Below are 20,620 nucleotides of genomic sequence, written 5' to 3' on the forward strand. Positions count from 1 at the left end.
CTCAGCGCGCGATGAAGAGCTTCCGCAGCGTCTCGGTCACGGTCCAGACCGTCGACATGCCCGCGTCGAGGCGCACGACCGACCCGGGGCGGAGGTCGATCGCCGGCAGGGCGGGCTCGACGAACTCGACCGTCGCGCGTCCGGCGATCACGAGGAACACCTCGTCGACCTCGACGTCGCGCATCGCGCCCGGGGTCATCTCCCACACGCCGAGCTCGCCGCCGCGTTCACCGTCGCCGGACTCGTCGAGCGGGGCGTACCCGGTCGACGGCGACCCGGACACGACCTGGTCGGCGGGAACGGGGTCGTGCGCGATCGGGAGGCTCGAGACATCCGTCACCGCCCCTGCGACGAGGCGCGCGAGCTCGGGCTCGGGCGCGCTCACGAGTCGAACCCCAGGCCGAGCGCGTCGAGGGTCTTCAGCAGCACGTTGCGTCGTCCGCGGTCGTGGTCGGCGCGGTCGAGCGACCAGCGCGTGGCGTTGATGCCGAGGGATGCCGCGGGTTCGGGCGGGAACGGCAGCGGCCGCGTGCGCACCATCTTCAGGCGGGTGCGCTCGGTGTCGCGACCGGCGAGCAGGTCGAGCATCGTCTCGGCCATGAACCGCGTCGACGCGACGCCGAGCCCCGTGAAGCCCGACGCGTATGCGACGCGCCCGTCGCGCGCGAGGCCGGTGAATGCGGTGAACTGCGTCGACGTGTCGATCGCGCCGGCCCAGCGGTGCGTGAAGCGCAGGCCCTCGAGCTGCGGGTAGGTCGTGAAGAAGTGGCTCGCGAGCTTCTCGTAGCTCTCGGGGCGGTCCTCGTAGCCCTCGCGGATGCGGCCGCCGAAGTGGTACACCGCGTCGTAGCCGCCGTAGAGGATGCGGCCGTCGCGGGTCATGCGCGAGTAGTGGAACTGGTTCGCCATGTCGCCGATGCCCTGGCGGTTCGCCCAGCCGATCGACGCGCGCTGCTCGTCGGAGAGCGGCTCGGTCATGAGAACGTAGTCGTAGACGGGCACCGTCATCAGCCGGTTGCGCTTCAGCAGCGACGGGAAGACGTTGGTCGCGAGCACCGCTCGGGTCGCATCGACGCGACCGTGCTCGGTGACGAGCCGGACCGCGCCGGTCGAGCCGGGCGTGTCCAGCCCCGTCACGGGCGAGTGCTCGAAGATCTCCACGCCGGCCTCCTCCGCGACGCGTGCGAGTTCGGCCGCGAGCTTCGCCGGGTGCAGGATGGCGCTCGTGCGCGTGTTCCAGATGGCGCCGAGGTACGTGGGGGAGTCGACCTGGTCGCGCACCTGGTGCTCGTCGAGGAGCTTCACCGTGTCGTCGCCGCGAGCCGCCGCATCCGCCGCCATCTCGTGCAGCCACTCGACCTGATGCGGTTCGATCGCGACGTCGAGCGAGCCGTTCCGCTCGAACTCGACGTCGACGCCGAGCTCGGCCTCGGACGCCTCGATCGCGTCGAGGTTCTCGAGCCCCAGCCGGTCGAGCTCGTCGATCTCGTCGGGCCAGCGGTTGAGGCCGTTCTCGCGACCGTGGGTGAGGCTCGACTCGCAGAAGCCGCCGTTGCGGCCGGATGCCGCCCAGCCGATGCGCTTCGCCTCGAGGAGCACGACGTGGAGGTCGGGGTTCGCGCGCTTGGCGAGCACGGCCGTCCAGAGGCCGGTGTAGCCGCCGCCGACCACCGCGAGGTCGGCGGCGTGCGTGCCCTCGAGGCGCGGGCGGGACCGCTTCGCCTCGTCGGGCAGGTCGTCGATCCAGAACACGCGGTGCTGCGTGTCGGCGAGGCTGCGGTCGATGACGGATGCCGCGGGGCGGCGGCGTTCGAAGACGGTCGTTCCCATGGGTGGGATCACTCCAAGTCGGTCTGGTGCCTCAATCCTGCCGCATATTGCACAGTTGGACAATAGACAGGTCGTGAGGACGCCGCGGTCCGGCCGGACAGCCTGCCCGGGCCGGCGTTCGCGCCGCCGGGCACGAGGATCCTGGAGACAGGGCCGCGAGCGGACCTGTCTCCCGGATCCTCATGCGGAAGTCGGTCGCGGTGGGCTGTGGATGAAGGACCCTCGTGTCGGCGGTGCGGGGCAGGATCGAGCGCATGCCCGCAGTGCCGCCCGCTCCTCCCGTGCCCCCGCCCGCCCCCGACCTGCTGGAGTTCGACGCGGACTTCTCCGGCCCCGAGCTCGATCCCGCGCAGTGGATCCCGCACTACCTCCCCCAGTGGTCGAGCCGCGAACGCACCCGCGCCCGATACGACGTCGGCGACGGCGTGCTGCGGCTGCGCGTCGATGCCGACCAGCCGGCGTGGTCGATCGAGTACGACGGGGCGACCCGCGTGTCGAACCTGCAGACCGCGGTGCGGTCGGGGCCGGTCGGCTCGACGATCGGCCAGCACCCCTTCCGCGATGGGCTCGTCGTCCGCGAGGCCCAGGCCGACCGCCGCCTCTACACGCCGCACTTCGGGCGCATCGAGGTCGTGGCCGCGATCGACGACCTCGACGAGCACGCGATGGCCGCGCTCTGGATGATCGGGCTCGAGGACTCGCCCGAGCAGTCGGCCGAGATCTGCGTCTTCGAGATCTTCGGCCGCGACATCGCCGATGACGGCAGCGCGCTCGTCGGCATGGGCGTGCATCCGTTCGGCGACCCCGCCATCACCGACGACTTCGATCAGGTGCGCGTGCTCGACGATGTGCGCGAACCCCATCGGTACGCCGTCGACTGGCGGCCCGACGAGGTCGTCTTCTCGATCGACGGGCTCGTGCGCCGGAGCGTCGCGCAATCGCCGCAGTACCCGATGCAGCTCATGCTCAACGTCTACGCGTTCCCGCCGTCGCCGCCGTCTGCCGCTCGGTACCCCGAGTCGTTCGCGGTGCACGCGGTCCGCGGCTACCGCGCGGACTGAGCCCGCGCCGTCGCTCGCGGCGGCTCGTCGATTCGCAGGAGATCCGTCGATTCACCGGACCGTTCAGGCGGGATCGTCCTGTGAATCGACGGGACTCCGGTGAACCGGTCGAGGGGGGGCGGGGCGCTTCCTCGCGGGCTCGCGTGCTCAGGGGCGGGCGACGTGCTGCAGCGCGCGCTCGATCTCGATGAGGGTCATGAAGCTGCGACGCATCTCGCCGGTCGACGCGAAGTTCAGCACGATGTCGGCGTCGTGCACCGGGTCGTGGAAGACGTGCGTCGCGAGCACGCCGATGTGCCCGACCGGGCGGGGGAGGCCGGCCAGGAACGGCGAGAACCCGCCGAAGCGGAGCTGCATCGTTCCCGCGCCGTAGCGGATGCCGGGTCGGAATCGGTTCCGCGGCTCGGCGAGGTGCGCGAGCGTCTCCGGCGCGATCAGGTCGCCGGCGTGCAGCGCACGGCTGAAGGCGAGCAGGTCGTCGGGGGTGCTGATGATCCCGCCGCCGGCCCAGTCGCAGCTCAGGCTCGTGAATCGACTCGCCTCGACGCGGCCGAGCCGGAGCGGGGCGATGACGGTGCGCCCGGGCGCGGTCGTACCCGTGTCGCGTGAAGCAGCCGATGACGCGGGGCCGGGCTCGCGGTCGCGGTCACGGTCCGGCACCGAGTGGAAGAGCAGGGCGCTGTCGAGCATGCCGACCGGCCGGAAGATGCGCTCGTGCAGCACCCGGTGGAACGGTCGGCCCGTCACCTCCTCCACGATCCGGCCGAGCAGCACGTAGCCGGTGTCGGAGTAGCGGAACCGCTCGCCCGGCCTCCCGACCGGCCGCTGCCGGTCGCGACTGAACGCGAGCAGCCCGGCCGGCGTCCAGAGCCGGTCGCGTTCGGCGACGACGAGCTCCCGCATGCGTCGCCCGCTCGTCACGGGCCCGTCGAAGTAGTCGGCCACGCCCGCGGTGTGCGACAGCAGTTGGTCGACCGTCGCGCCGCCCGCGGCATCCGTCGTCGTGGTCGTGTCGAAGAGGCCGGTCAGCTCCTCGCGGGGGAGCAGGTCCGCGACACGGGTGTCGAACCCGATCGCGCGGCGGTCGACGAGTTGTGCGACGAGCGTCGCCGTCGCCAGCTTGCCGACGCTCGCGACGTGGAAGCGCCCGGTCCGATCCCCGGATCGGTAGTCGATGCCGTGCGCGGGGGCGCGGACGGCGACCTGCGGCGGACCGAGCTCGCCCCGCCGCCGCGTCACGTCGGCGAGGTGCCGGTCCAGGCGTGTGGCGAGCCGTTCGGCGGGGTGCATCTGCGAGAATCCTCTCGTCCCTGAACGTGATATCCCGAATCGGGATATCACGAGTAGGAATATACGGCCGTGTTCCCGTCGTCACAAGAGAGGCAGCGCGTGCACACGGCGGACGTCGCGGAGGGAGCCGGAGATGGGCAATGTGATCCTCGGTCTGCTCATGCTGCTCGGCCCGCAGACGTTGTACTCGCTGAACCTCCAGTTCCGGCGCGGGCCGTCGCTGTTCTACCGTGCGAGCTTCGGCAGCCTGCAGAGCGCCCTGCGCGGGCTGGTCGCCTCCGGCTACGTGACCGTGCACGAGGCCACCGAGTCCGGCCGGAACAAGAGGATCCACACGATCACCGATGACGGCGTCGCGGCGTTCCACGCGTGGATCCGCTCCCCGCTCGCCGGGGGCGACCTCGAGGTCGCGGCACTCAGCCGGCTCTTCCTGCTCGGGCTCGTCGATGACGTCGACGAGCGCCGCGACATCCTGGAGCACATCGTCGAGGAGGTCGAACGCGAGCTCGCGCGCCTCGAGGAGTTCGCGGCATCCCTCGACGAGCAGGTGGGCGAGGTGCCCGAGGAGTATCGCGACGTCTTCCGCTACCAGCGCGCGACGCTCGACTACGGGCTGATGTCGCACCGAGCGGGCCTCGCCTGGTTCCGCGACCTCGCGGACCGAGACGACGGCAGCTGACGTCGGCTCCGTCGAGCTGCCGCGTCGCTGGTCAGGCGCGGGGCGCGTGCGCCTCGAGGAACTGGTAGACCTCGGTCTGGTCCACACCCGGGAACGTGCCGGTCGGCAGCGCCGCGAGGAGCGAGGTCGGCGTTCGCGCGGCCGGCCACGAGGCATCCGCCCACTTCTCGGAGAGCTCGCCGGGCGCGCGGCGGCAGCACGACTCGTCGGGGCACCGCGACACCGAGCGGCGCGGCGTCTCGCGGCCGCGGAACCACTTGACGTGCTCGAACGGCACGCCGACCGAGACCGAGTACTCGCCCTCCTTGGCCTTCTCGATGCGCGAGGTGCACCAGAACGTGCCCGTCGACGTGTCGGTGTACTGGGAGTACGGGGTGAAGCGGTCCTCGGCGTCGAACACCGTGCGCGCCGTCCACTGCCGGCACACCGTGGTGCCCTCGACCGCGCCGAGCGCGTCGGACGGGAAGCGGACCGCGTCGTTCTCGTACGCCTTGATGATCGTGCCCGACTCGTGCACCTTCATGAAGTGCACCGGGATGTCGAGGCGCGCCGTCGCGAGGTTGGTGAACCGGTGCGCGGCCGTCTCGTACGAGACCGCGAAGTGGTCGCGCAGCTCCTCCATCGAGATGCGCCGCAGGTTCTTCGCCTCGGTGAGGTAGCGGACGGCCGCCTGCTCGGGGAGCAGGATCGCCGCCGTGAGGTAGTTCGTCTCGATGCGCTGGCGGAGGAAGTCGCCGTAGTTGCCGGGCTCCTCGTGGCCGAGCAGGTGCGAGGCGAGCGCCTGGAGGATGGGGGAGCGCGAGTCGCGCGAGGGCGACTGCTGCGTCGGCAGGTAGATGCGGCCGTTCCGCTTGTCGGTGACCGACCGGGTCGAGTGCGGCAGGTCGCCCACGTAGTGCAGCGAATAGCCGAGGTGGCTCGCCATGTCGGCGACGAGCTGGTGCGAGACGGGCCCGCCCGAGTGCCCGACGGCCTCGAGCAGCTCGGCCGCCTTGGCCTCGAGCTCGGGATAGAAGTTGTCGCGCGCGCGCATCTCGGCGCGCAACTGCGCGTTGGCCCGGCGGGCCTCCTCGGGCGTCGCGGCGCGCTCGCGGTGCAGCCGGTCGATCTCGTTGTGCAGCGCCAGGATCGTCTGCAGGGTCTGGTCGTTCATCGTCTTCGCGACGCGGAACGGTTCGAGCCCGAGCGCGGAGAACACCGGACCGCGCTGCGCGCGCTCGACCGCGATCTCGAGGGCGGCGCGCTCGGACGGCGCGTCCGGGCGCAGCAGTTCGTCGGCGGTCGTGCCGAGCGCGAGCGCGATGGTGCGCAGCATCGACAGCCGCGGTTCGCGCTTGCCGTTCTCGATCGCGGAGACCTGGCTGGGCGCCCGCTCGATCGCCGCAGCGAGCTGCCCGAGGGTCATTCCGGCCGCAAGGCGGCGCTCGCGGATGCGGCGGCCGAGCGTGAGGGCGTCGACCTCGTCGGGTGCGGGCTCGGGCGGAGCGCCGACCACGCCGACGCCTCGGAGGGGCGCTGCGGCGTACGCGGCATGCGGAGCCTGGCTGCGGACGGGATCGGCGGTGACCATGCCTCATGCTCACATGAGCGAGCGGATGCCGCAAACCGAACTCTCGCCAGAATTCTGCTCAGAGGGAGCGCTCGGCCCGTCCTGCGGGCCGGCGCGCCTCGGTTCGTCAGCGAAGAAGTGCTCGAATTCCATGTCTCAGTCGCCGGTGAGGGGGCGGAGGAGGGCCTCCTCCTCGGCGATGAGAGTCGCAGCGCGGCGGCACGCGTTCCGGCACGCCCGGGGTGCGGGCCGCTCCTTGGCTAGCCTCGGTCCATGGATCTCGTGGACGTCTGGCCGCTGTTCGGCCTCACCCTCCGTACGCCGCGCCTCGAGCTTCGGCTCGTGCGCGACGACGACCTTCCGGCGCTCGCGCGGGCGGCGATCCGCGGCATCCACGACCCGGCGATCATGCCGTTCGCGCACCCGTGGTCCGATGCGCCGCCCGAGGTGCTCCGCCGCGAACTCGCCAGGCATGTCTGGCGCGAGCGCGCGGCGACGGCGCCGGACGGCTGGACACTGCTCTTCGCGGTGGTCGAGGGCGGCGTCCCGATCGGGATCCAGGATGTGCGGGGGACGAAGTTCTCGACCCTGCGGACCGTCTCGACCGGATCCTGGCTGACGGCCTCGCGACAGGGCGCCGGGCTCGGGGTCGAGATGCGCGCCGCCGTGCTGGCGTTCTGCTTCGACCGTCTCGGGGCCGAGGTCGCCGAGTCGGGAGCCATCGACTGGAACGGCAGCTCGCTCGGGGTCTCGCGGCACCTCGGCTACGTCGAGAACGGCGAGAAGCGCGTCGTGACGCGCGAGCACCAGGTCGAGCGCGAGGTGCTGCTCCGCCTCGAGCGCGACCGCTTCGTCCGTCCCGACTGGACCCTCGAGGTCGACGGATTCGACGACGCCGTGCGCGCGCAACTCGGCATCTGAGCGGTCGGCGTCCTTCGTCTCAGGAGGTCAGTGCGGGCTTCAGCTCGTTGGCGAAGAACTCGAAGAAGCCGTCCTGGTCGGGCCCGAGGTCCATGATCGCGAGTCGGTCGTAGCCCGCCTGCTCGTAGGCGCGCACCGCCTCGGCGTGAGCCGCGACATCCGGCCCGCAGGGCACCTGTTCGCGCACGTCCTCCACGCGCACGTACTCCGACGCGGCCTCGAAGTTGGCCGGGTTCGGCAGCTCGCTCATGACCTTCCATCCGAGCAGCGACCAGCGGGAGAGCGCGTGCGCGGCCGTCGCCGCGGCATCCGCGTCGGGCGCCCACGAGACGCCGACCTCGCCGTAGCGCGGGCCGCTTCCGCCGGCCGACCGGTACGCCTCGATGAGGGATGCGTCGGGGTCGGTGCCGAACATCGCGTCCCCGAGCTCGGCGGCCAGCTCCGCGGCATCCGGACCGCCCGCGGCGACCGCGATGAGCGGGAGCTCGTCGGGCAGGTCGAAGACGCGCGCGTCCTCGAGGGCGAGGTACCGGCCGTCGTACGAGTGGTAGCCGCCCGACCAGAGCAGGCGGATGATCTCGATCGCCTCGCGCAGCATCGCCTGCCGCTCGCCGACGGCCGGGTAGCCGGCCCCGACCACGTGCTCGTTGAGACGTTCGCCGGCGCCGAGCCCCAGCGTGAACCGTCCGTCGCTGAGCAGCGACGTCGTCGCGGCGGCCTGCGCGATGATCGCCGGGTGGTAGCGCACCGTCGGGCAGGTCACCCCGGTCGCGAGGCCGACGCGATCGGTGGATGCCGCGATCGCGCCGAGCACGGACCAGGCGAACGGTGAGTGGCCCTGCGCGTCCAGCCACGGGTGGAAGTGGTCGCTGATCTCGACGAAGTCGAACCCCGCCTCCTCGGCGAGGCGCGCCTGCCTGACCAGTTCCTTCGGATCGAAACCCTCGGCCGCGAGCTTGTAGCCGTACCGGATCGTCATGCCGTTCCCCCTTCTGGCGTGCCCGAGCGACGGTAATCCGTCGTGCGGCCGATCGACACCGGTTGCGCCCGGGTCGACCTGCGTGTAGCGCCGCCGCGGCCGGCGGGCGAGGGGGCCGACGCGACACCGACCTCCGGTGGCGAGGGGGCGCGCGCGGTTATACGCCTCGCTTCTGCGCATGACAAGTCCCTTCTGAGGGGGCGACGGGCGCTCGTAGCGTGACCGGTGCACGACAGTCGATGGGGCCGATGCCGATGTGCCGGTCCCCGAGATCACGAAGGGGGAGACATGGTGGACACCGCAGGCACGGGCTCGCCCGACCTGAAGCACGAGGCCGGTGCCGCCGCGCACCGCGTGGCGGACACCGCCGAGCAGGAGGCCCGATCCGTCGGGCACGAGGCGAAGGACCGGGCGCGGCGCCTGGCCGACCGGGTCGGTGACGAGGTCCGGTCGCAGGCGTCGACCCAGCAGCACCGCGCAGCCGGCGGCATCCGAGGCGTCGGCGAGCAGTTCTCGCGGATGGCGTCCTCGTCCGAGTCGGACGGCATGGCGCGCGAGATCGTCGGAACCGTCGGCGATCGCGCGGAGCGCGCGGCAGCCTGGCTCGACCGGCGCGAGCCGGGCGACCTCGTCGAGGAGCTCAAGCGATTCGCACGACGGCGTCCCGGGGCGTTCCTCGCGATCGCCGCCGGAGCGGGCGTGCTGGTCGGACGATTCACCCGATCGCTCGCGTCCGACGCGAACGACGACGCCGACGCGCGACGCCTGACGACGGACGAGGCCGGCCGCACCCAGCGCGACCGGCTCGAATACGGCACCGACGCCGACCCGTACGTCGACGCCGGCGCCTACGGTCCAGCGGGAACCGGCGCGCACGTCGCCGGCGACCGGTACGACCGGACGAGCGTCACCGACACCCGCCCCCAGACGAGCGTCACCGACACCCGCTCCCAGCCGAGCCCACTGCCCGCCGAGCGGATGGGCGGAGGCGGGACGGGAGGCCTCCGATGAGCGGCATCGATCCCGGTACGGGACGCGGCGCGCACGCCGCGGGGGTTCCCGTCGACGCGCCGACGCCGTCCGAGCAACAGGCGGCGAACACCTCGCTCGGCGACCTCGTCTCGCAGGTCACGCGCGACATGTCCACGCTCGTCCGGCAGGAGGTCGAGCTCGCCAGGGCCGAGCTCACCGAGTCCGGCAAGCGCGTCGGCAAGGGATCGGGCCTGTATGGCGGGGCGGCGGTGGCGGGATACCTCGCCATCCTGTTCCTGTCGATCGCCGCGTGGTGGGGCCTCGGCTTCCTGATCGGCCTGGCGTGGTCGGCCGTCGTGGTCGCCGTCATCTGGGCGATCGTCGCCGGCGTGCTGTTCTTCGCCGGCAAGAGCGAGTTCGACCGCGTCAAGGGCATGCCCCAGACGGTCGACACCATCAAGGAGATCCCCGAAACGCTGAGAAGGAATGAGGTGAACCGATGACCAGCGATCCGGATGTCATCCGTTCGAACATCGAGCAGACGAGGTCGGAACTCGGCCAGGACGTCGACGCGCTCGCCGACAAGGTGAACCCCGGCAAGGCGATGCACCGCCAGACGGGCAAGGTCAGGAACGCGCTCCGTCGCGCGACGGATCGCGTGATGGGCAGCGCCCACGACGCGACCGACTCGGCGGGCGAGGCGATGCACTCCGCGGGCGAGGCCGTCGCCGACGCGCCGCACCGCGCGGCTCGGGCGACGCGGGGCAACCCGATCGCCGCGGGGCTCATCGTCTTCGGCGGCGCATGGCTGCTGTCGTCGCTGATCCCCGCGTCGGGCCCGGAGCGAGATGCCGCCCGGCGCGCGAAGGATGCCGCGCAGCCGCTGGTGCACGACGCGATGGACGAGGTCACGCAGGTCGCGAAGGAGTCGGCCGAGCACCTCAGGCCCGAGGTGCGCGACGCGGTCGACTCGGTGAAGGACCGAGCGAGCGAGGCCGCGCAGCGAGTCGGCGACGAAGGACGCGAGGCCGGGTCGGATGTCGCGGACGCCGCGAGGCACGGCGACCGATCGAACGACCAGCCGCCTGCCGGCTACGGCACGACGACGCCGGTCACCGCGCCGCCCGCCACCACGAGCCCGTCGACGACGCCGGCGACCCCCACGACGCCGCGCGTCCCCTGACGGGACGCCCCCAGGGGAACCCGAGCCGGCCCGGTGCCTCGGACCTCCGAGGCACCGGGCCGATTCACGTCCGGGTGACCGCCCGAGCCAGGCGCATCGACCGCTGCGGCCGAGGTCGGCCGGGACTGCGGCACGGCGCTCAGGCCGCGCGCACCGCGCCCGCGTCATCCGCGGCGAAGACCCGCTCGCCCTCGACGAAGGTCTGCTCGACCCGGGTCGCGCCGATCTCGGCGGCCGGCCCCGCGAACGGGTCGCGATCGAGCACGACGAGGTCGGCGTACGTGCCGACCTTGATGGTGCCGGTCACGTCGTCGAGGTGGTTCACCCACGCCGACCCGGCCGTGTACGCGGTGAGCGAGGTGGCGAGGTCGATCGCCTGCTCGGGCAGGAACGCCTCGTAGTCGCCCTCCGCGTAGGCGGGTGCCGCCTTCCGGTTGACGGCGGTGTGGATGGCGGCGAGCGGATCGGGCGTCGAGACCGACCAGTCGCTGCCCGCCGCGAGCACCGCGCCGGATCGCAGCAGGTCGCCGAACGGGTACTGCCAGGCGCTCCGCGGGTCCCCGAGGAACGGCAGCGTGAGCTCGACCATCTGCGGTTCGAGCGCCGCCCAGAGCGACTGCATGTTCGCCGCGACGCCGAGCTCGCGGAACCGTGGGATGTCCTCGGGATGCACGACCTGGATGTGCGCGATGTGGTGGCGGTGGTCGTTCCGGCCGTTGGCGCCGATCGCGTGCTCGACGGTGTCGAGGCACTCGCGCACGGCGCGGTCGCCGATCGCGTGGAAGTGGAGCTGGAAGCCGAGCCGGTCGAGCTCGGCGGCGGCCTCGTTCAGCACCGCCGGGTCGACGAACGAGATCCCGGAGTTGTCGGTGAAGTGCCCGTGCCCGTCGCAGTACGGCTCGAGCATCGAGGCCGTGAAGTTCTCGGCGACCCCGTCCTGCATGATCTTGATGCTGGTCGCTGCGAAGCGCCCGGCCCGGTAGGCGTCTCGCTTGGCGACGAGGTCGGGGATCTGCTCGATGCCGCGCGTGCGGTCCCACCAGATCGCGCCGACGACGCGCCCCGTCAGCTTCCCGGCGTTCGCGGCCGCGACGTACGCGGGGCCGGGGTCGCCGGCGTCGCCGTACGTGCCGACGATCGCGTCCTGCCAGGCGGTCACGCCGTAGGAGTGCAGGTACCGCTGGCCGAGCAGCACGGCCTCCGTCAGCGTCTCGAGGCTCGTCTCGGGGAGCAGTCGGTTCACGAGCGACATCGCGCCCTCGTGCAGGGTGCCGCTCGGCCTGCCGTCGGCGTCGCGCTCGATGCGCCCGTCGGCGGGGTCCGGGGTGTCGTGGTCGATGCCGGCGAGCCGCAGCGCGGCCGAGTTGACCCAGGCGCCGTGCCCGTCGCGGTTGGGCAGGAAGGCCGGCCGGTCGGGCACGACCCGGTCGAGCGCGGCCGCGGTCGGCGTGCCTCCGGGGAACGCCGACATCGACCATCCGCCGCCGAGCACCCAGTCGTCGTCCGGGTGCGCGGCCGAGTACTCGGCGATGCGGGCGAGGTACTCGTCCTGCGTCGACAGCTCGGCGAGGTCGCAGCGCATGAGGTCGAGCCCGCCCCAGACGGGGTGCACGTGCGCGTCCTGGAAGCCGGGCACGAGCAGCCGGCCACGCAGGTCGACGACCTCGGTCGACGAACCCACGAGGTCGCGGATGTCGTCGTCCGACCCGACGGCGACGATCCGGCCGTGGCGCACTGCGACCGCGCTCGCACGTGAGCGGACGGTGTCGGCCGTGAAGACGGGGCCGCCGGTGAAGACGAGGTCGGCGTGGGTCATGGCGCTGGGCTCCTTGGATCGAGGTGAGGGCGCGCGTGCGCACCGGGCAGGACGGATGCCGCGCGGCCGCGGTGTTCGGGTCCACCGCAGCCGCGCGGGGTTCGGACTCAGCCGCCGGACATCGTGCGGGCGATCTGCGTGGCCGAGTCGCCGGCGCGCTTCAGCACGACCGCGACGAGCGCGAGGGCGGCGAGGGTGAGCAGCAGCATCACGGTCGAGACCGCCGCGATCTCGGGCCGGAGGCCGCCGCGCAGCGCGCTCAGCACGTACACCGGCCAGGGCGTGGCGCCCGACACCTGCACGAACGCCGCGACGACCGTGTTGTCGAGGCTCAGCGTGAACGACAGCAGGAGGCCGGCGAGCACCGCGGGCATCGCGAGCGGGAGGGTCACGCGCCGGAAGGTCGTGAGCGGCCTCGCGTAGAGGTCGGCCGACGCCTCCTCGAGCTGCGCGTCGAGCCCGACGAGCCGGGCGCGCACGATGTACGTCACGACCGCGGTCGAGAACAGCGAGTGGCCGACGACGAGTCGAACGGTGCCGTCGTTGAAGATCGACAGCCCCGCGTCCTGCCCGAGGAACACGAGCCACGGCAGCAGCGCGACGGCGTCCACGATCTCGGGCGTGACCGAGACGAGCAGCAGCAGGCCGATGAACCACAGTGCCCACTTGCCCGGCTTCCGGGCGAGCGCGATGCCGGCGAGCGTGCCGAGCAGGGTCGCGAGCAGCGCCGCGATCGCGCCGGTCCGGAGCGACACCGCGACGGCGTCGCGCACCGCCGGCTTCTCCCAGAGCGCGCGGTACGGCTCGAAGCCGAACTCGTTCCACGCGATGAGCAGGCGCCCGTTGTTGAACGAGTACACGAGGATCACGATGATCGGCGCGAAGAGGAACAGGAAGACGAGGACGCTCCACACCGCCAGGCCGACGTCGACCGGTGATCGCCGCCGGCGACGGCGGCGCGCGACGGGTGCGTCGGTCGTGCGGGGCGCGGATGCCTCGGCCGCGCCGGTCGCGGCATCCGTCGTCTCGGGTGCGGTGGTGGTCATGCCGTGCCCTCCAGGACGACGCGGTTGCGGGCACGGAACGGCAGCGAGACGAGCCAGAGCAGCAGGCCGATCGCGGCGGCCGAGATCACGATCACGACGATGAGGAGCACCGCCATCGCCGATCCGAGCGCCCAGTTCTGCGCGGCCTGGAACTGGCTGGCCACGAGCTGGCCCACCATGTTGCCCTGCGCGCCGCCGAGCACGGTCGCCGTGATGTAGTCGCCCATGAGCGGGATGTAGACGAGCAGCAGGCCGACGATGATGCCGGGTCGCGCGAGCGGGAAGGTCACGCGCAGGAAGGTCGAGACCCGATTCGCGCCGAGGTCCTTCGACGCCTCGCGCAGCGCCGGCCCGACGCGGTCGAACGCGACGTACAGCGGCAGGATCATGAGCGGCAGGTAGTTGTACACCACGCCGATGAGCACCGCGGTGCGGGTGTAGAGGATCTCGAGCGGGCCCTCGGTGATGCCGACGGTCTGCAGCAGCTGCGACATCCAGCCCTCGGGGGCGAGGATGATCTGCCAGCCGATCGTGCGGACGAGGAAGTTCGTCCAGTACGGCACCATGACGAGCGCGATGAGCAGGCCGCGGCGGTTCGCAGGCGCCTTCACGGCCATCCAGTACGCCACCGGCAGGCCGATCGCGAGGCAGAGCAGGGTGCCCGCGATGCCGACCCACAGCGTGTTGAGGAACACGTCGAAGAACGTCGGCGTGAGGGCCTCGGCGTACCGGTCGAACGACAGCACGTCGGTGGCGTGGGTGCCGAAGATGCCCGGCTTGTAGCCGAAGCTGAAGTAGAGCACCGCGCCGACCGGCACGACGAAGAAGGTGACGAGCCACGCCCACGCGGGGATCGCGAGGGCGAAGCCCGGCAGGCGGAGACTACGCACCGGCAGCGGCCTTCGCCTTGTTCCAGATGTCGACCGTGCGCTGCTGCGCGTCGTTCACCTCGCCGTCCTGCATCGTCGTGATCTGATCCGGGGTGAAGAAGACGAGGTCGAGCATCTCGAGGCCGGCCTCGCTCGCGGCCTCCTCGATGCCCGCGGCACCGGTGTGGTAGCCGATGTAGTCGACCTGGAGGAGCTGGTTCTCGGGCACCATCGTCCAGTCGATGAACGCGTGCGCCGCCTCGGGGTGCGGGGCGCCGACCGGGATCGCCCAGTTGTCCATCCAGAGCTCGGTCGCGGGGGAGCCGAGCACCCACTGCCAGCGGTCGGGGTCGGGCGACTCCAGGATGCCGATGCGCGCGTCGCCGTTCCAGGACTGCATGAGCACCTGCGTCGCCTGCGGGATGGCCTGGCCGCCGGGGTAGGAGTCGAACGCCGCGATGTGCGGCGCGAGCGTATTGACGATGAAGTCCTCGCACGCGTCGATCTCGGCCTCGTCGGTGGTGTTCCAGTCGATGCCGTTCGCCCAGTAGTAGAGGCCCGTGACCTCGGCCGGGTCGTCCAGCACGCTCGTCCTGCCGCTCGCCTCGTTCTGGGCGGCGTCGAGGAAGTCGTTCCAGTCCTTCAGCTCGCGCGTGATGACGGTCTTGTCGTAGACGAAGCCGGTCGTGCCCCACGCCTTGCAGATCGAGTACTCGTTCTCCGGGTCCCAGCTGCGGCCGAGGAAGGCCGGGTCCATGTGCTCGAGGTTCGGCAGCAGGTCCTTGTTCAGCGGCTGGATGATGCCGTTCTCGATCATCTGCGGGATGAACGCGCCGGTCGGCACGATGATGTCGTAGCCCGAGGTGCCCTTCGCGGCGACGAGCTTGGAGATCAGCTCCTCGTTCGAGCCGTACGAGTCGAACGTGACCTTCGGTCCGAAGTCGGCCGTGAACGACTCCACGACCTCGGGGGAGTCGTAGTCGCCCCAGGTGTAGATGCTGAGCGAGCCCTCGAGCTCTCCGCCCGTCGCGACCGGCGCGGCCGAGGTGCTGCCGCCGCCCGTCGAGCAGGCGGCGAGGAAGGCGGTGCCGCCCATGGCGGCCGCGAAGCTCAGGAACCGGCGGCGGTCCATCGCGCGCTGGATGATGGGCACCTGCTCGGTGCTCGCGAGGATCCGGATCGGGGTGGACTTCTCGGCCATGTCGCTCCTTGGGGGTGTGGGTCGCTGGACGGGCTGGGTGGGGGTCAGTGGGTGGGCGGCGCGACGTAGCCGCCGGCGGCGGCCGCGTCGTCGGACGGGAAGACCTGCACGCTCGCGTCGCTCCACGAGCAGGTCACCGCCGAACCGACCGCGAGGTCGGGCGCCTCGGGCGTGGGACGGCGGGCGATGAGGCTCTGGTCGTCGCCGAGCCGGACGAGGTACTGCATGGTCTCGCCGAGGTGCGAGACCCCGAGCAGGGTGCCCTGCACGCGGTTCGCGCCGGTGGCTCGGGCACCGGCCGCGGCATCCGCCTCGATGCGCACGAACTCGGGGCGCACGGCCGCCTGGACCGTGGAGCCGTCGGCGATCGGGGCGAGACGGTCCGAGCGGATGCCGCGGACGAGGCCGTGCACGGAGTCCACCGCCGAGCCGCCCTCCGTCGCGGTGCCGCGGAAGAAGTTCTGCTGGCCGACGAAGGCGGCGACGTACGCCGAGGTCGGGCGGGCGTAGATCGTGTCGGCGTCGGCGAGCTGCTCGATGCGGCCGTCGCGCATGATCGCGATGCGGTCGCTCATCGAGAGCGCCTCGCCCTGGTCGTGCGTGACGAAGACGAACGTGATGCCGAGGCGAGACTGGAGGAGCTTCAGCTCGAGCTGCATCTCCTCGCGGAGCTGGCGGTCCAGTGCGCCGAGCGGCTCGTCGAGGAGCAGCACCGAGGGACGGTTCACGAGTGCGCGGGCGAGTGCGACGCGCTGCTGCTGGCCCCCGGAGAGCTGGGTCGACCTGCGGTCGGCGAATCGGCGCATCTGCACGAGCTCGAGCGCCTCCGAGACGCGCTGCCGTACCTCTGCCTTCGGCGTGCGGCGCTGCTGGAGGCCGTAGGCGACGTTCTCGGCGACGGTCATGTGCGGGAAGAGCGCGTACGCCTGGAAGACCGTGTTCACGTCGCGGCGGTACGGCGGCGCGCCCAGGACGGATCGTCCGGAGATGCGGATGTCGCCCTCGTCGGGCTGCTCGAAGCCGGCGATCATGCGCAGCGTCGTGGTCTTGCCGCAGCCGGACGGCCCGAGCAGGGAGATGAACTCGCCGGGCTGGATCGTGAGCGACAGTCCGTCGACCGCGGTCGCGTCGCCGTAGCGCTTCGTGACCTGTCGGAGTTCGACTGATCCCGTCGCGGCATCCTGCTCGTCAGTGGGTGAGACGGTCCTCGCCTCGGTCGATGTCGTCACCTGTGGGCACCTCCGGTTCACTGACGCCGCGTCGCGTCCGGCCATTCAAGCCCCCTGTTGCACGCGTGTGCAACGGAGCAGTGGAGAACCGGACGATCCATCGCTCGCGGCCCCTCCGCCTGACAGATCGTCCGGGCGATCGTCACGCGGGCGAAACAGTCGGCGGTGGTTCGTCATGCGGGCGAAACGCGGGCCGGAGGCATCCGTGCGTCGCGTCGCCCGGCCGGCTCACTCGAAGCCGAAGAGGGGCGGGAACGCGATGACGACCACCGCGGCCCACGCGACGTAGACGGGCAGGTACGCGGTCTGCCACCGCTCGAGTCGAAGGAACGGGATCCGTCCGCGCAGGAATCCGAGGTGCAGCCAGGCCGCCCGCGCGAGGTTCGCCAGCAGGATGAGGTTCAGGCCGAGCGAGGCCGTCTTGTTCGCGCTGAAGCCGAACTCGCCGATGCGCCCGACCATCGCGACGAGCACCACGAGGTCGACGACGAGCGCGCCGGCCAGCATCACGAACTGGATCCGCTCGAACCATCCTGCCGGAGCGAGGGGGTCGCGCGCCGAGTAGGAGTAGACGAGCAGCGCGAGCGCGACGACCAGCACGAGGTCGAACGCGATCAGGAGATCCCGGTTCGCGTCGACGAGGTTCCACTGCAGGGCCGCGGCGACGACGAGGGCGAGCAGCATCAGCGCGAACAGGGGCGTGAAGACCCTGGTGAGCACGGGAGCGATGTTCTCGATGACGCGCTGCTTCGCCTCGACGAGCCAGGCTGCCACGAGCACCGCGCCGGCGGCGCCGCACGGGATCACCCACTCGCCGACGAATGTCAGGACGTCGACCCCGATCGAGTCGAACACCACGACGGCGAGCATCGAGAGGCCGCCGCCGACGAGCGCGATGAGCAGGTAGTAGACCGCCCACTCGCCGCTGAACCGGACGAAGTCCATGCGGGCGTCGCTGCTCCGCCAGTCGCCGGCGGCGTAGGCGACGCCGGTCATGAGCCAGAGTGCGACGGCGGCGTGGACGGCCGCGAGCAGTTCGGTCATCGACGGCTCGGTCGCGAACGCGGCCGTGCCGGCGCCGGGACCGAACGGGTAGGCGTTCAGCACCACGGCCGCGAGCGCGAAGGCCCCGGCGATGCCGGCCAGCGCGCCCAGAGGTGGCCGATGCCGCCACGCGAACCACGCGGCGAGGAACGGCAGCACGAGGATCGCGACATTGCGGAGGAAGAACGTCGGGTCGACGCCGACCAGGTCGGCGACCTTTACCGCGAGGCCCGCGCCGACGCCCAGTCCGAGCGCGACGGCGAGGCCGTTCGCGCGGCGCATGAACGAGGTCGGTGCGCCCGCCGCGTCGCGGTCGCCGGATGCCGCGGGGCGCCCGCCGCCGTTCAGTCCGTCGTCGAGCACGAGCTGCTTCCAGAGCCGTTCGGAGTGGACCCGCGCGTACTCGCGCGAGAGCTCGTCGACCGCGCCGAGGCGCTTCACGGCGACGAGGAAGGCCTCGTCGTCGTGGAGACCGGCGGCGCGGAGGGAGTCCACGCGGTCGAGCAGGTGCCCCTCGAGCTCGTCGATGTCCTGCGCACTCAGCGCGTCGTGCCCTGCGAGCCACTCGCGCCACGAGGCGACGAGCTGGTCGAGCTCGCGTCGTTCGTCGAGCGTCATGTCAGGCACCTCCGAGTGCGAGTCGGGCGGAGCCGCCGCCGCCCGGGCCGTCGGGCCAGACCTTGGCGAGCACGTCGCCGACGACATCCCATTGGCGTCGCTGTTCGGCGAGCGTGGCCGCACCCTGCGAGCTCAGCCGGTAGTGCTTGCGCAGGCGCCCGGTCGGTGAGGCGCCCCACTCCGACTCCACATGGCCGAGCCGCTCGAGGCGGTGCAGCAGCGGGTAGAGCATGCCGTCGCTCCACTCGAGCTCGCCGCCCGAGAGTTCCGAGATCCGCTGCAGGATCGCATAGCCGTACGACTCGCCCTCGGCGAGGATGCCGAGTACCACCGGGGTGGCCGCGGCGGCCACCAGGTCCTTCCCGATGCGCATGGTGTCGTTCCCCCTGTCGGAGCGGAGCTCCGATGCCTATGCCTTGCAGTGCAAGGTACCTTGCAGCACAAGGTATCACCAGGGGGAGTCCGGATGCGACGTCTACGCCGCGGCGTCCGGTGCCGCGTCGTCCGACCGCGCCACCTCGAGGTGCGCGAGCAGCCGGAACCCGGCGAACGTGACGCCGAACCCGACGGCGATCCCGGCGAACGCGAGGAGGACCCATCGCGGCTCGCCGCCGAGCGCGACCACCACGCCGACCACGGTGAGTGCGGCCCCGAGCACCGGCCCGCCGACGAAGAGCCCGACTCCGAGCACGCCGAGCCGGGAGCGCGTCCGTGCGAGACGTCGCTCGTCGCGGGTGGGCCCGTCGTCGTGCGTCACGTGCCCATTGTGCTCCCGGTCGGGCTGCGGCATCCGCTCGCCCCGCGGGAGTTCTACGACGCAGAAGAACCGGGGAAGTTCACCCCCCGGATCGTCGTCCGACCCCCTCGCGGGGCGCGCAGCATGGTTCCACAGACCCCCGGACGGCATCCCAGGAGACGCCGGACGGACACACCGAGACATCCGATCGCTGCACCGAAGGAGCACCACGATGAGCACCCAGAACCGCCCCGGCGACCAGACGCAGACCGCCGCCGAGCTCCAGCTCGAGTGGGACGCCGACCCCCGTTGGGAGGGCGTGAAGCGCGACTACACCGCCGAGGACGTCGTCGCCCTCCGCGGCCCGGTCCGCGAGGAGCGCACGCTCGCTCGTCGCGGCGCCGAGAAGCTGTGGGAGAACATCCGGAAGAACACCGGCACGGCGTTCGAGCCGATGGAGAACCCGGAGTGGTCGGCCGCGCTCGGCGCTCTCACCGGCAACCAGGCCGTGCAGCAGGTCCGCGCGGGCCTCAAGGCGATCTACCTGAGCGGCTGGCAGGTCGCCGCCGACGCGAACCTCTCCGGCCAGACCTACCCCGACCAGTCGCTCTACCCGGCCAACTCGGTGCCGGCCGTCGTGCGCCGCATCAACAACGCGCTGCTGCGCGCCGGGCAGGTCGAGCAGGGGACCGACGACCGCGACTGGATGGCGCCGATCGTCGCCGACGCCGAGGCCGGCTTCGGCGGACCGCTCAACGCCTACGAGCTCATGCACCAGATGATCGAGGCGGGCGCCGCGGGCGTGCACTGGGAGGACCAGCTCGCGAGCGAGAAGAAGTGCGGCCACATGGGCGGCAAGGTGCTCGTGCCGACGTCGCAGCACATCCGCACGATCAACGCGGCCCGCATGGCGGCGGATGTCGCGGGCGTGCCCTCGATCATCATCGCCCGCACCGACGCGCTCGCAGCGACCCTGCTGACGAGCGACCACGACGAGCGCGACCGGCAGTTCGTCACCGGCGAGCGCACCGCCGAGGGCTTCTACCACGTGCAGAACGGCATCGAGCCGGTCATCGCGCGCGGCCTCGCCTACGCCGAGTACGCCGACCTGCTGTGGGTCGAGTCGGCCGAGCCCGACCTCGAGCTCGCCCGCCGCTTCGCCGAGGCCGTGCACGCGAAGTTCCCCGGCAAGCGCCTCAGCTACAACTGCTCGCCGTCGTTCAACTGGAAGCGCCACCTCGACGACGACCAGATCGCTGCCTTCCAGCGCGAGCTCGCCGCCATGGGCTACGCGTTCCAGTTCATCACCCTCGCGGGCTTCCACTCCCTGAACCACGGCATGTTCACGCTCGCCAAGGACTACAACGAGCGGGCCATGTCCGCGTACGTCGAGCTGCAGGAGGCCGAATTCGCCTCCGAGGCCGACGGCTACACCGCCACGCGCCACCAGCGCGAGGTCGGCACCGGCTACTTCGACCAGATCGCCACGGCGCTGAACCCGAACAGCGCGACCCTCGCCCTCGTCGGATCGACCGAGGAAGAGCAGTTCCAGCACTGATCGACGGCGGCCTCCCGTGAACGGGACCGCCAGCGAAGG

General features: G+C 71.7%; 20 protein-coding genes. 7 read left to right on the forward strand and 13 right to left on the reverse strand.

Annotation, left to right across the window (positions count from 1 at the left end; all coding sequences use genetic code 11):
- Position 1: 1 nt before the first annotated feature.
- Complete coding sequence (locus ACULK2_RS02510; protein ID WP_445970183.1) at positions 2–385, reverse strand: cupin domain-containing protein; 384 nt, start codon at positions 383–385, stop codon at positions 2–4.
- Positions 382–1,830: an NAD(P)/FAD-dependent oxidoreductase gene (locus ACULK2_RS02515; protein WP_445970182.1), complete on the reverse strand. Its 1,449-nt coding sequence runs from the start codon at positions 1,828–1,830 to the stop codon at positions 382–384. Before ACULK2_RS02515 ends, ACULK2_RS02510 begins: the two co-directional genes overlap by 4 nt.
- Before the next feature lie 254 nt (positions 1,831–2,084).
- On the opposite strand from ACULK2_RS02515, the gene ACULK2_RS02520 reads away from it, so the two are divergent.
- Complete coding sequence (locus ACULK2_RS02520) at positions 2,085–2,891, forward strand: glycoside hydrolase family 16 protein (protein ID WP_445970181.1); 807 nt, start codon at positions 2,085–2,087, stop codon at positions 2,889–2,891.
- 147 nt (positions 2,892–3,038) lie between these two features.
- Here the strand turns inward: ACULK2_RS02520 and ACULK2_RS02525 are convergent, their stop codons facing one another.
- A complete protein-coding gene (locus ACULK2_RS02525) occupies positions 3,039–4,181 on the reverse strand; it encodes a serine hydrolase domain-containing protein (protein ID WP_445970180.1) in 1,143 nt (380 codons plus the stop codon).
- A 133-nt stretch (positions 4,182–4,314) separates the two neighbouring features.
- Between ACULK2_RS02525 and ACULK2_RS02530 the strand changes: the two genes are divergently transcribed.
- Positions 4,315–4,860: a PadR family transcriptional regulator gene (locus ACULK2_RS02530; RefSeq protein WP_445970179.1), complete on the forward strand. Its 546-nt coding sequence runs from the start codon at positions 4,315–4,317 to the stop codon at positions 4,858–4,860.
- Between the two features lie 31 nt (positions 4,861–4,891).
- Here the strand turns inward: ACULK2_RS02530 and ACULK2_RS02535 are convergent, their stop codons facing one another.
- Positions 4,892–6,430, reverse strand: a complete 1,539-nt coding sequence (locus tag ACULK2_RS02535) for a helix-turn-helix domain-containing protein (protein ID WP_445970178.1) — start codon at positions 6,428–6,430, stop codon at positions 4,892–4,894.
- A 252-nt stretch (positions 6,431–6,682) separates the two neighbouring features.
- Between ACULK2_RS02535 and ACULK2_RS02540 the strand changes: the two genes are divergently transcribed.
- Positions 6,683–7,330 carry a GNAT family N-acetyltransferase gene (locus ACULK2_RS02540; RefSeq protein WP_445970177.1) on the forward strand — a complete coding sequence of 216 codons (648 nt, stop codon included), beginning with the start codon at positions 6,683–6,685 and terminating at the stop codon, positions 7,328–7,330.
- A gap of 19 nt (positions 7,331–7,349) precedes the next feature.
- Here the strand turns inward: ACULK2_RS02540 and ACULK2_RS02545 are convergent, their stop codons facing one another.
- Positions 7,350–8,309 (reverse strand): TIGR03557 family F420-dependent LLM class oxidoreductase, encoded by a 960-nt coding sequence (locus ACULK2_RS02545; protein ID WP_445970176.1) that lies wholly within the window; start codon positions 8,307–8,309, stop codon positions 7,350–7,352.
- 288 nt (positions 8,310–8,597) lie between these two features.
- On the opposite strand from ACULK2_RS02545, the gene ACULK2_RS02550 reads away from it, so the two are divergent.
- From ACULK2_RS02550 to ACULK2_RS02560, 3 genes are read left to right on the forward strand one after another with little or no spacing between them, the layout of a single operon-like run.
- Positions 8,598–9,320, forward strand: coding sequence for a hypothetical protein (locus tag ACULK2_RS02550; RefSeq protein WP_445970175.1), 723 nt, complete (start codon positions 8,598–8,600; stop codon positions 9,318–9,320).
- Positions 9,317–9,784 (forward strand): phage holin family protein, encoded by a 468-nt coding sequence (locus tag ACULK2_RS02555; protein WP_445970174.1) that lies wholly within the window; start codon positions 9,317–9,319, stop codon positions 9,782–9,784. The genes ACULK2_RS02550 and ACULK2_RS02555 overlap by 4 nt, the downstream gene beginning before the upstream one ends.
- Positions 9,781–10,464, forward strand: coding sequence for a DUF3618 domain-containing protein (locus tag ACULK2_RS02560; RefSeq protein ID WP_445970173.1), 684 nt, complete (start codon positions 9,781–9,783; stop codon positions 10,462–10,464). Before ACULK2_RS02555 ends, ACULK2_RS02560 begins: the two co-directional genes overlap by 4 nt.
- 139 nt (positions 10,465–10,603) lie before the next feature.
- On the opposite strand, the gene ACULK2_RS02565 is transcribed toward ACULK2_RS02560, so the two are convergent.
- The 8 genes from ACULK2_RS02565 to ACULK2_RS02600 all read right to left on the reverse strand — a co-directional run bounded on the left by ACULK2_RS02565 (position 10,604) and on the right by ACULK2_RS02600 (position 19,044).
- Positions 10,604–12,280, reverse strand: a complete 1,677-nt coding sequence (locus tag ACULK2_RS02565; RefSeq protein ID WP_445970172.1) for an amidohydrolase — start codon at positions 12,278–12,280, stop codon at positions 10,604–10,606.
- Positions 12,281–12,387: 107 nt separating this feature from the next.
- Positions 12,388–13,326: an ABC transporter permease gene (locus ACULK2_RS02570; RefSeq protein ID WP_445970171.1), complete on the reverse strand. Its 939-nt coding sequence runs from the start codon at positions 13,324–13,326 to the stop codon at positions 12,388–12,390.
- Positions 13,323–14,216 carry an ABC transporter permease gene (locus ACULK2_RS02575; protein WP_445970170.1) on the reverse strand — a complete coding sequence of 298 codons (894 nt, stop codon included), beginning with the start codon at positions 14,214–14,216 and terminating at the stop codon, positions 13,323–13,325. Before ACULK2_RS02575 ends, ACULK2_RS02570 begins: the two co-directional genes overlap by 4 nt.
- Positions 14,209–15,396, reverse strand: a complete 1,188-nt coding sequence (locus ACULK2_RS02580; protein ID WP_445970169.1) for a polyamine ABC transporter substrate-binding protein — start codon at positions 15,394–15,396, stop codon at positions 14,209–14,211. Before ACULK2_RS02580 ends, ACULK2_RS02575 begins: the two co-directional genes overlap by 8 nt.
- A gap of 44 nt (positions 15,397–15,440) precedes the next feature.
- On the reverse strand, positions 15,441–16,625 hold the full coding sequence (locus ACULK2_RS02585) for an ABC transporter ATP-binding protein (protein ID WP_445970168.1): 1,185 nt from the start codon (positions 16,623–16,625) through the stop codon (positions 15,441–15,443).
- 228 nt (positions 16,626–16,853) lie between these two features.
- Positions 16,854–18,287 carry a permease prefix domain 1-containing protein gene (locus ACULK2_RS02590; protein ID WP_445970167.1) on the reverse strand — a complete coding sequence of 478 codons (1,434 nt, stop codon included), beginning with the start codon at positions 18,285–18,287 and terminating at the stop codon, positions 16,854–16,856.
- Position 18,288: 1 nt separating this feature from the next.
- The gene (locus tag ACULK2_RS02595) at positions 18,289–18,660 is read right to left on the reverse strand and encodes a PadR family transcriptional regulator (protein ID WP_445970166.1); all 372 of its coding nucleotides are present in this window, start codon (positions 18,658–18,660) and stop codon (positions 18,289–18,291) included.
- A gap of 102 nt (positions 18,661–18,762) precedes the next feature.
- Positions 18,763–19,044 carry a hypothetical protein gene (locus tag ACULK2_RS02600; RefSeq protein WP_445970165.1) on the reverse strand — a complete coding sequence of 94 codons (282 nt, stop codon included), beginning with the start codon at positions 19,042–19,044 and terminating at the stop codon, positions 18,763–18,765.
- A gap of 211 nt (positions 19,045–19,255) precedes the next feature.
- On the opposite strand from ACULK2_RS02600, the gene aceA reads away from it, so the two are divergent.
- On the forward strand, positions 19,256–20,581 hold the full coding sequence (gene aceA / locus ACULK2_RS02605) for an isocitrate lyase (protein ID WP_445970164.1): 1,326 nt from the start codon (positions 19,256–19,258) through the stop codon (positions 20,579–20,581).
- The last annotated feature ends 39 nt before the right edge of the window (positions 20,582–20,620 follow it).

This window comes from Agromyces molybdatiresistens (assembly GCF_052748445.2).

Bases quoted from the DNA above. Each gene is read 5' to 3' on its own strand.
- ACULK2_RS02515 (WP_445970182.1), bottom strand. From the start codon at position 1,830: ATGGGAACGACCGTCTTCGAACGCCGCCGCCCCGCGGCATCCGTCATC.
- ACULK2_RS02520 (WP_445970181.1), top strand. From the start codon at position 2,085: ATGCCCGCAGTGCCGCCCGCTCCTCCCGTGCCCCCGCCCGCCCCCGAC.
- ACULK2_RS02525 (WP_445970180.1), bottom strand. From the start codon at position 4,181: ATGCACCCCGCCGAACGGCTCGCCACACGCCTGGACCGGCACCTCGCC.
- ACULK2_RS02530 (WP_445970179.1), top strand. From the start codon at position 4,315: ATGGGCAATGTGATCCTCGGTCTGCTCATGCTGCTCGGCCCGCAGACG.
- ACULK2_RS02535 (WP_445970178.1), bottom strand. From the start codon at position 6,430: ATGGTCACCGCCGATCCCGTCCGCAGCCAGGCTCCGCATGCCGCGTAC.
- ACULK2_RS02540 (WP_445970177.1), top strand. From the start codon at position 6,683: ATGGATCTCGTGGACGTCTGGCCGCTGTTCGGCCTCACCCTCCGTACG.
- ACULK2_RS02545 (WP_445970176.1), bottom strand. From the start codon at position 8,309: ATGACGATCCGGTACGGCTACAAGCTCGCGGCCGAGGGTTTCGATCCG.
- ACULK2_RS02550 (WP_445970175.1), top strand. From the start codon at position 8,598: ATGGTGGACACCGCAGGCACGGGCTCGCCCGACCTGAAGCACGAGGCC.
- ACULK2_RS02555 (WP_445970174.1), top strand. From the start codon at position 9,317: ATGAGCGGCATCGATCCCGGTACGGGACGCGGCGCGCACGCCGCGGGG.
- ACULK2_RS02560 (WP_445970173.1), top strand. From the start codon at position 9,781: ATGACCAGCGATCCGGATGTCATCCGTTCGAACATCGAGCAGACGAGG.
- ACULK2_RS02565 (WP_445970172.1), bottom strand. From the start codon at position 12,280: ATGACCCACGCCGACCTCGTCTTCACCGGCGGCCCCGTCTTCACGGCC.
- ACULK2_RS02570 (WP_445970171.1), bottom strand. From the start codon at position 13,326: ATGACCACCACCGCACCCGAGACGACGGATGCCGCGACCGGCGCGGCC.
- ACULK2_RS02580 (WP_445970169.1), bottom strand. From the start codon at position 15,396: ATGGCCGAGAAGTCCACCCCGATCCGGATCCTCGCGAGCACCGAGCAG.
- ACULK2_RS02590 (WP_445970167.1), bottom strand. From the start codon at position 18,287: ATGACGCTCGACGAACGACGCGAGCTCGACCAGCTCGTCGCCTCGTGG.
- ACULK2_RS02595 (WP_445970166.1), bottom strand. From the start codon at position 18,660: ATGCGCATCGGGAAGGACCTGGTGGCCGCCGCGGCCACCCCGGTGGTA.
- aceA (WP_445970164.1), top strand. From the start codon at position 19,256: ATGAGCACCCAGAACCGCCCCGGCGACCAGACGCAGACCGCCGCCGAG.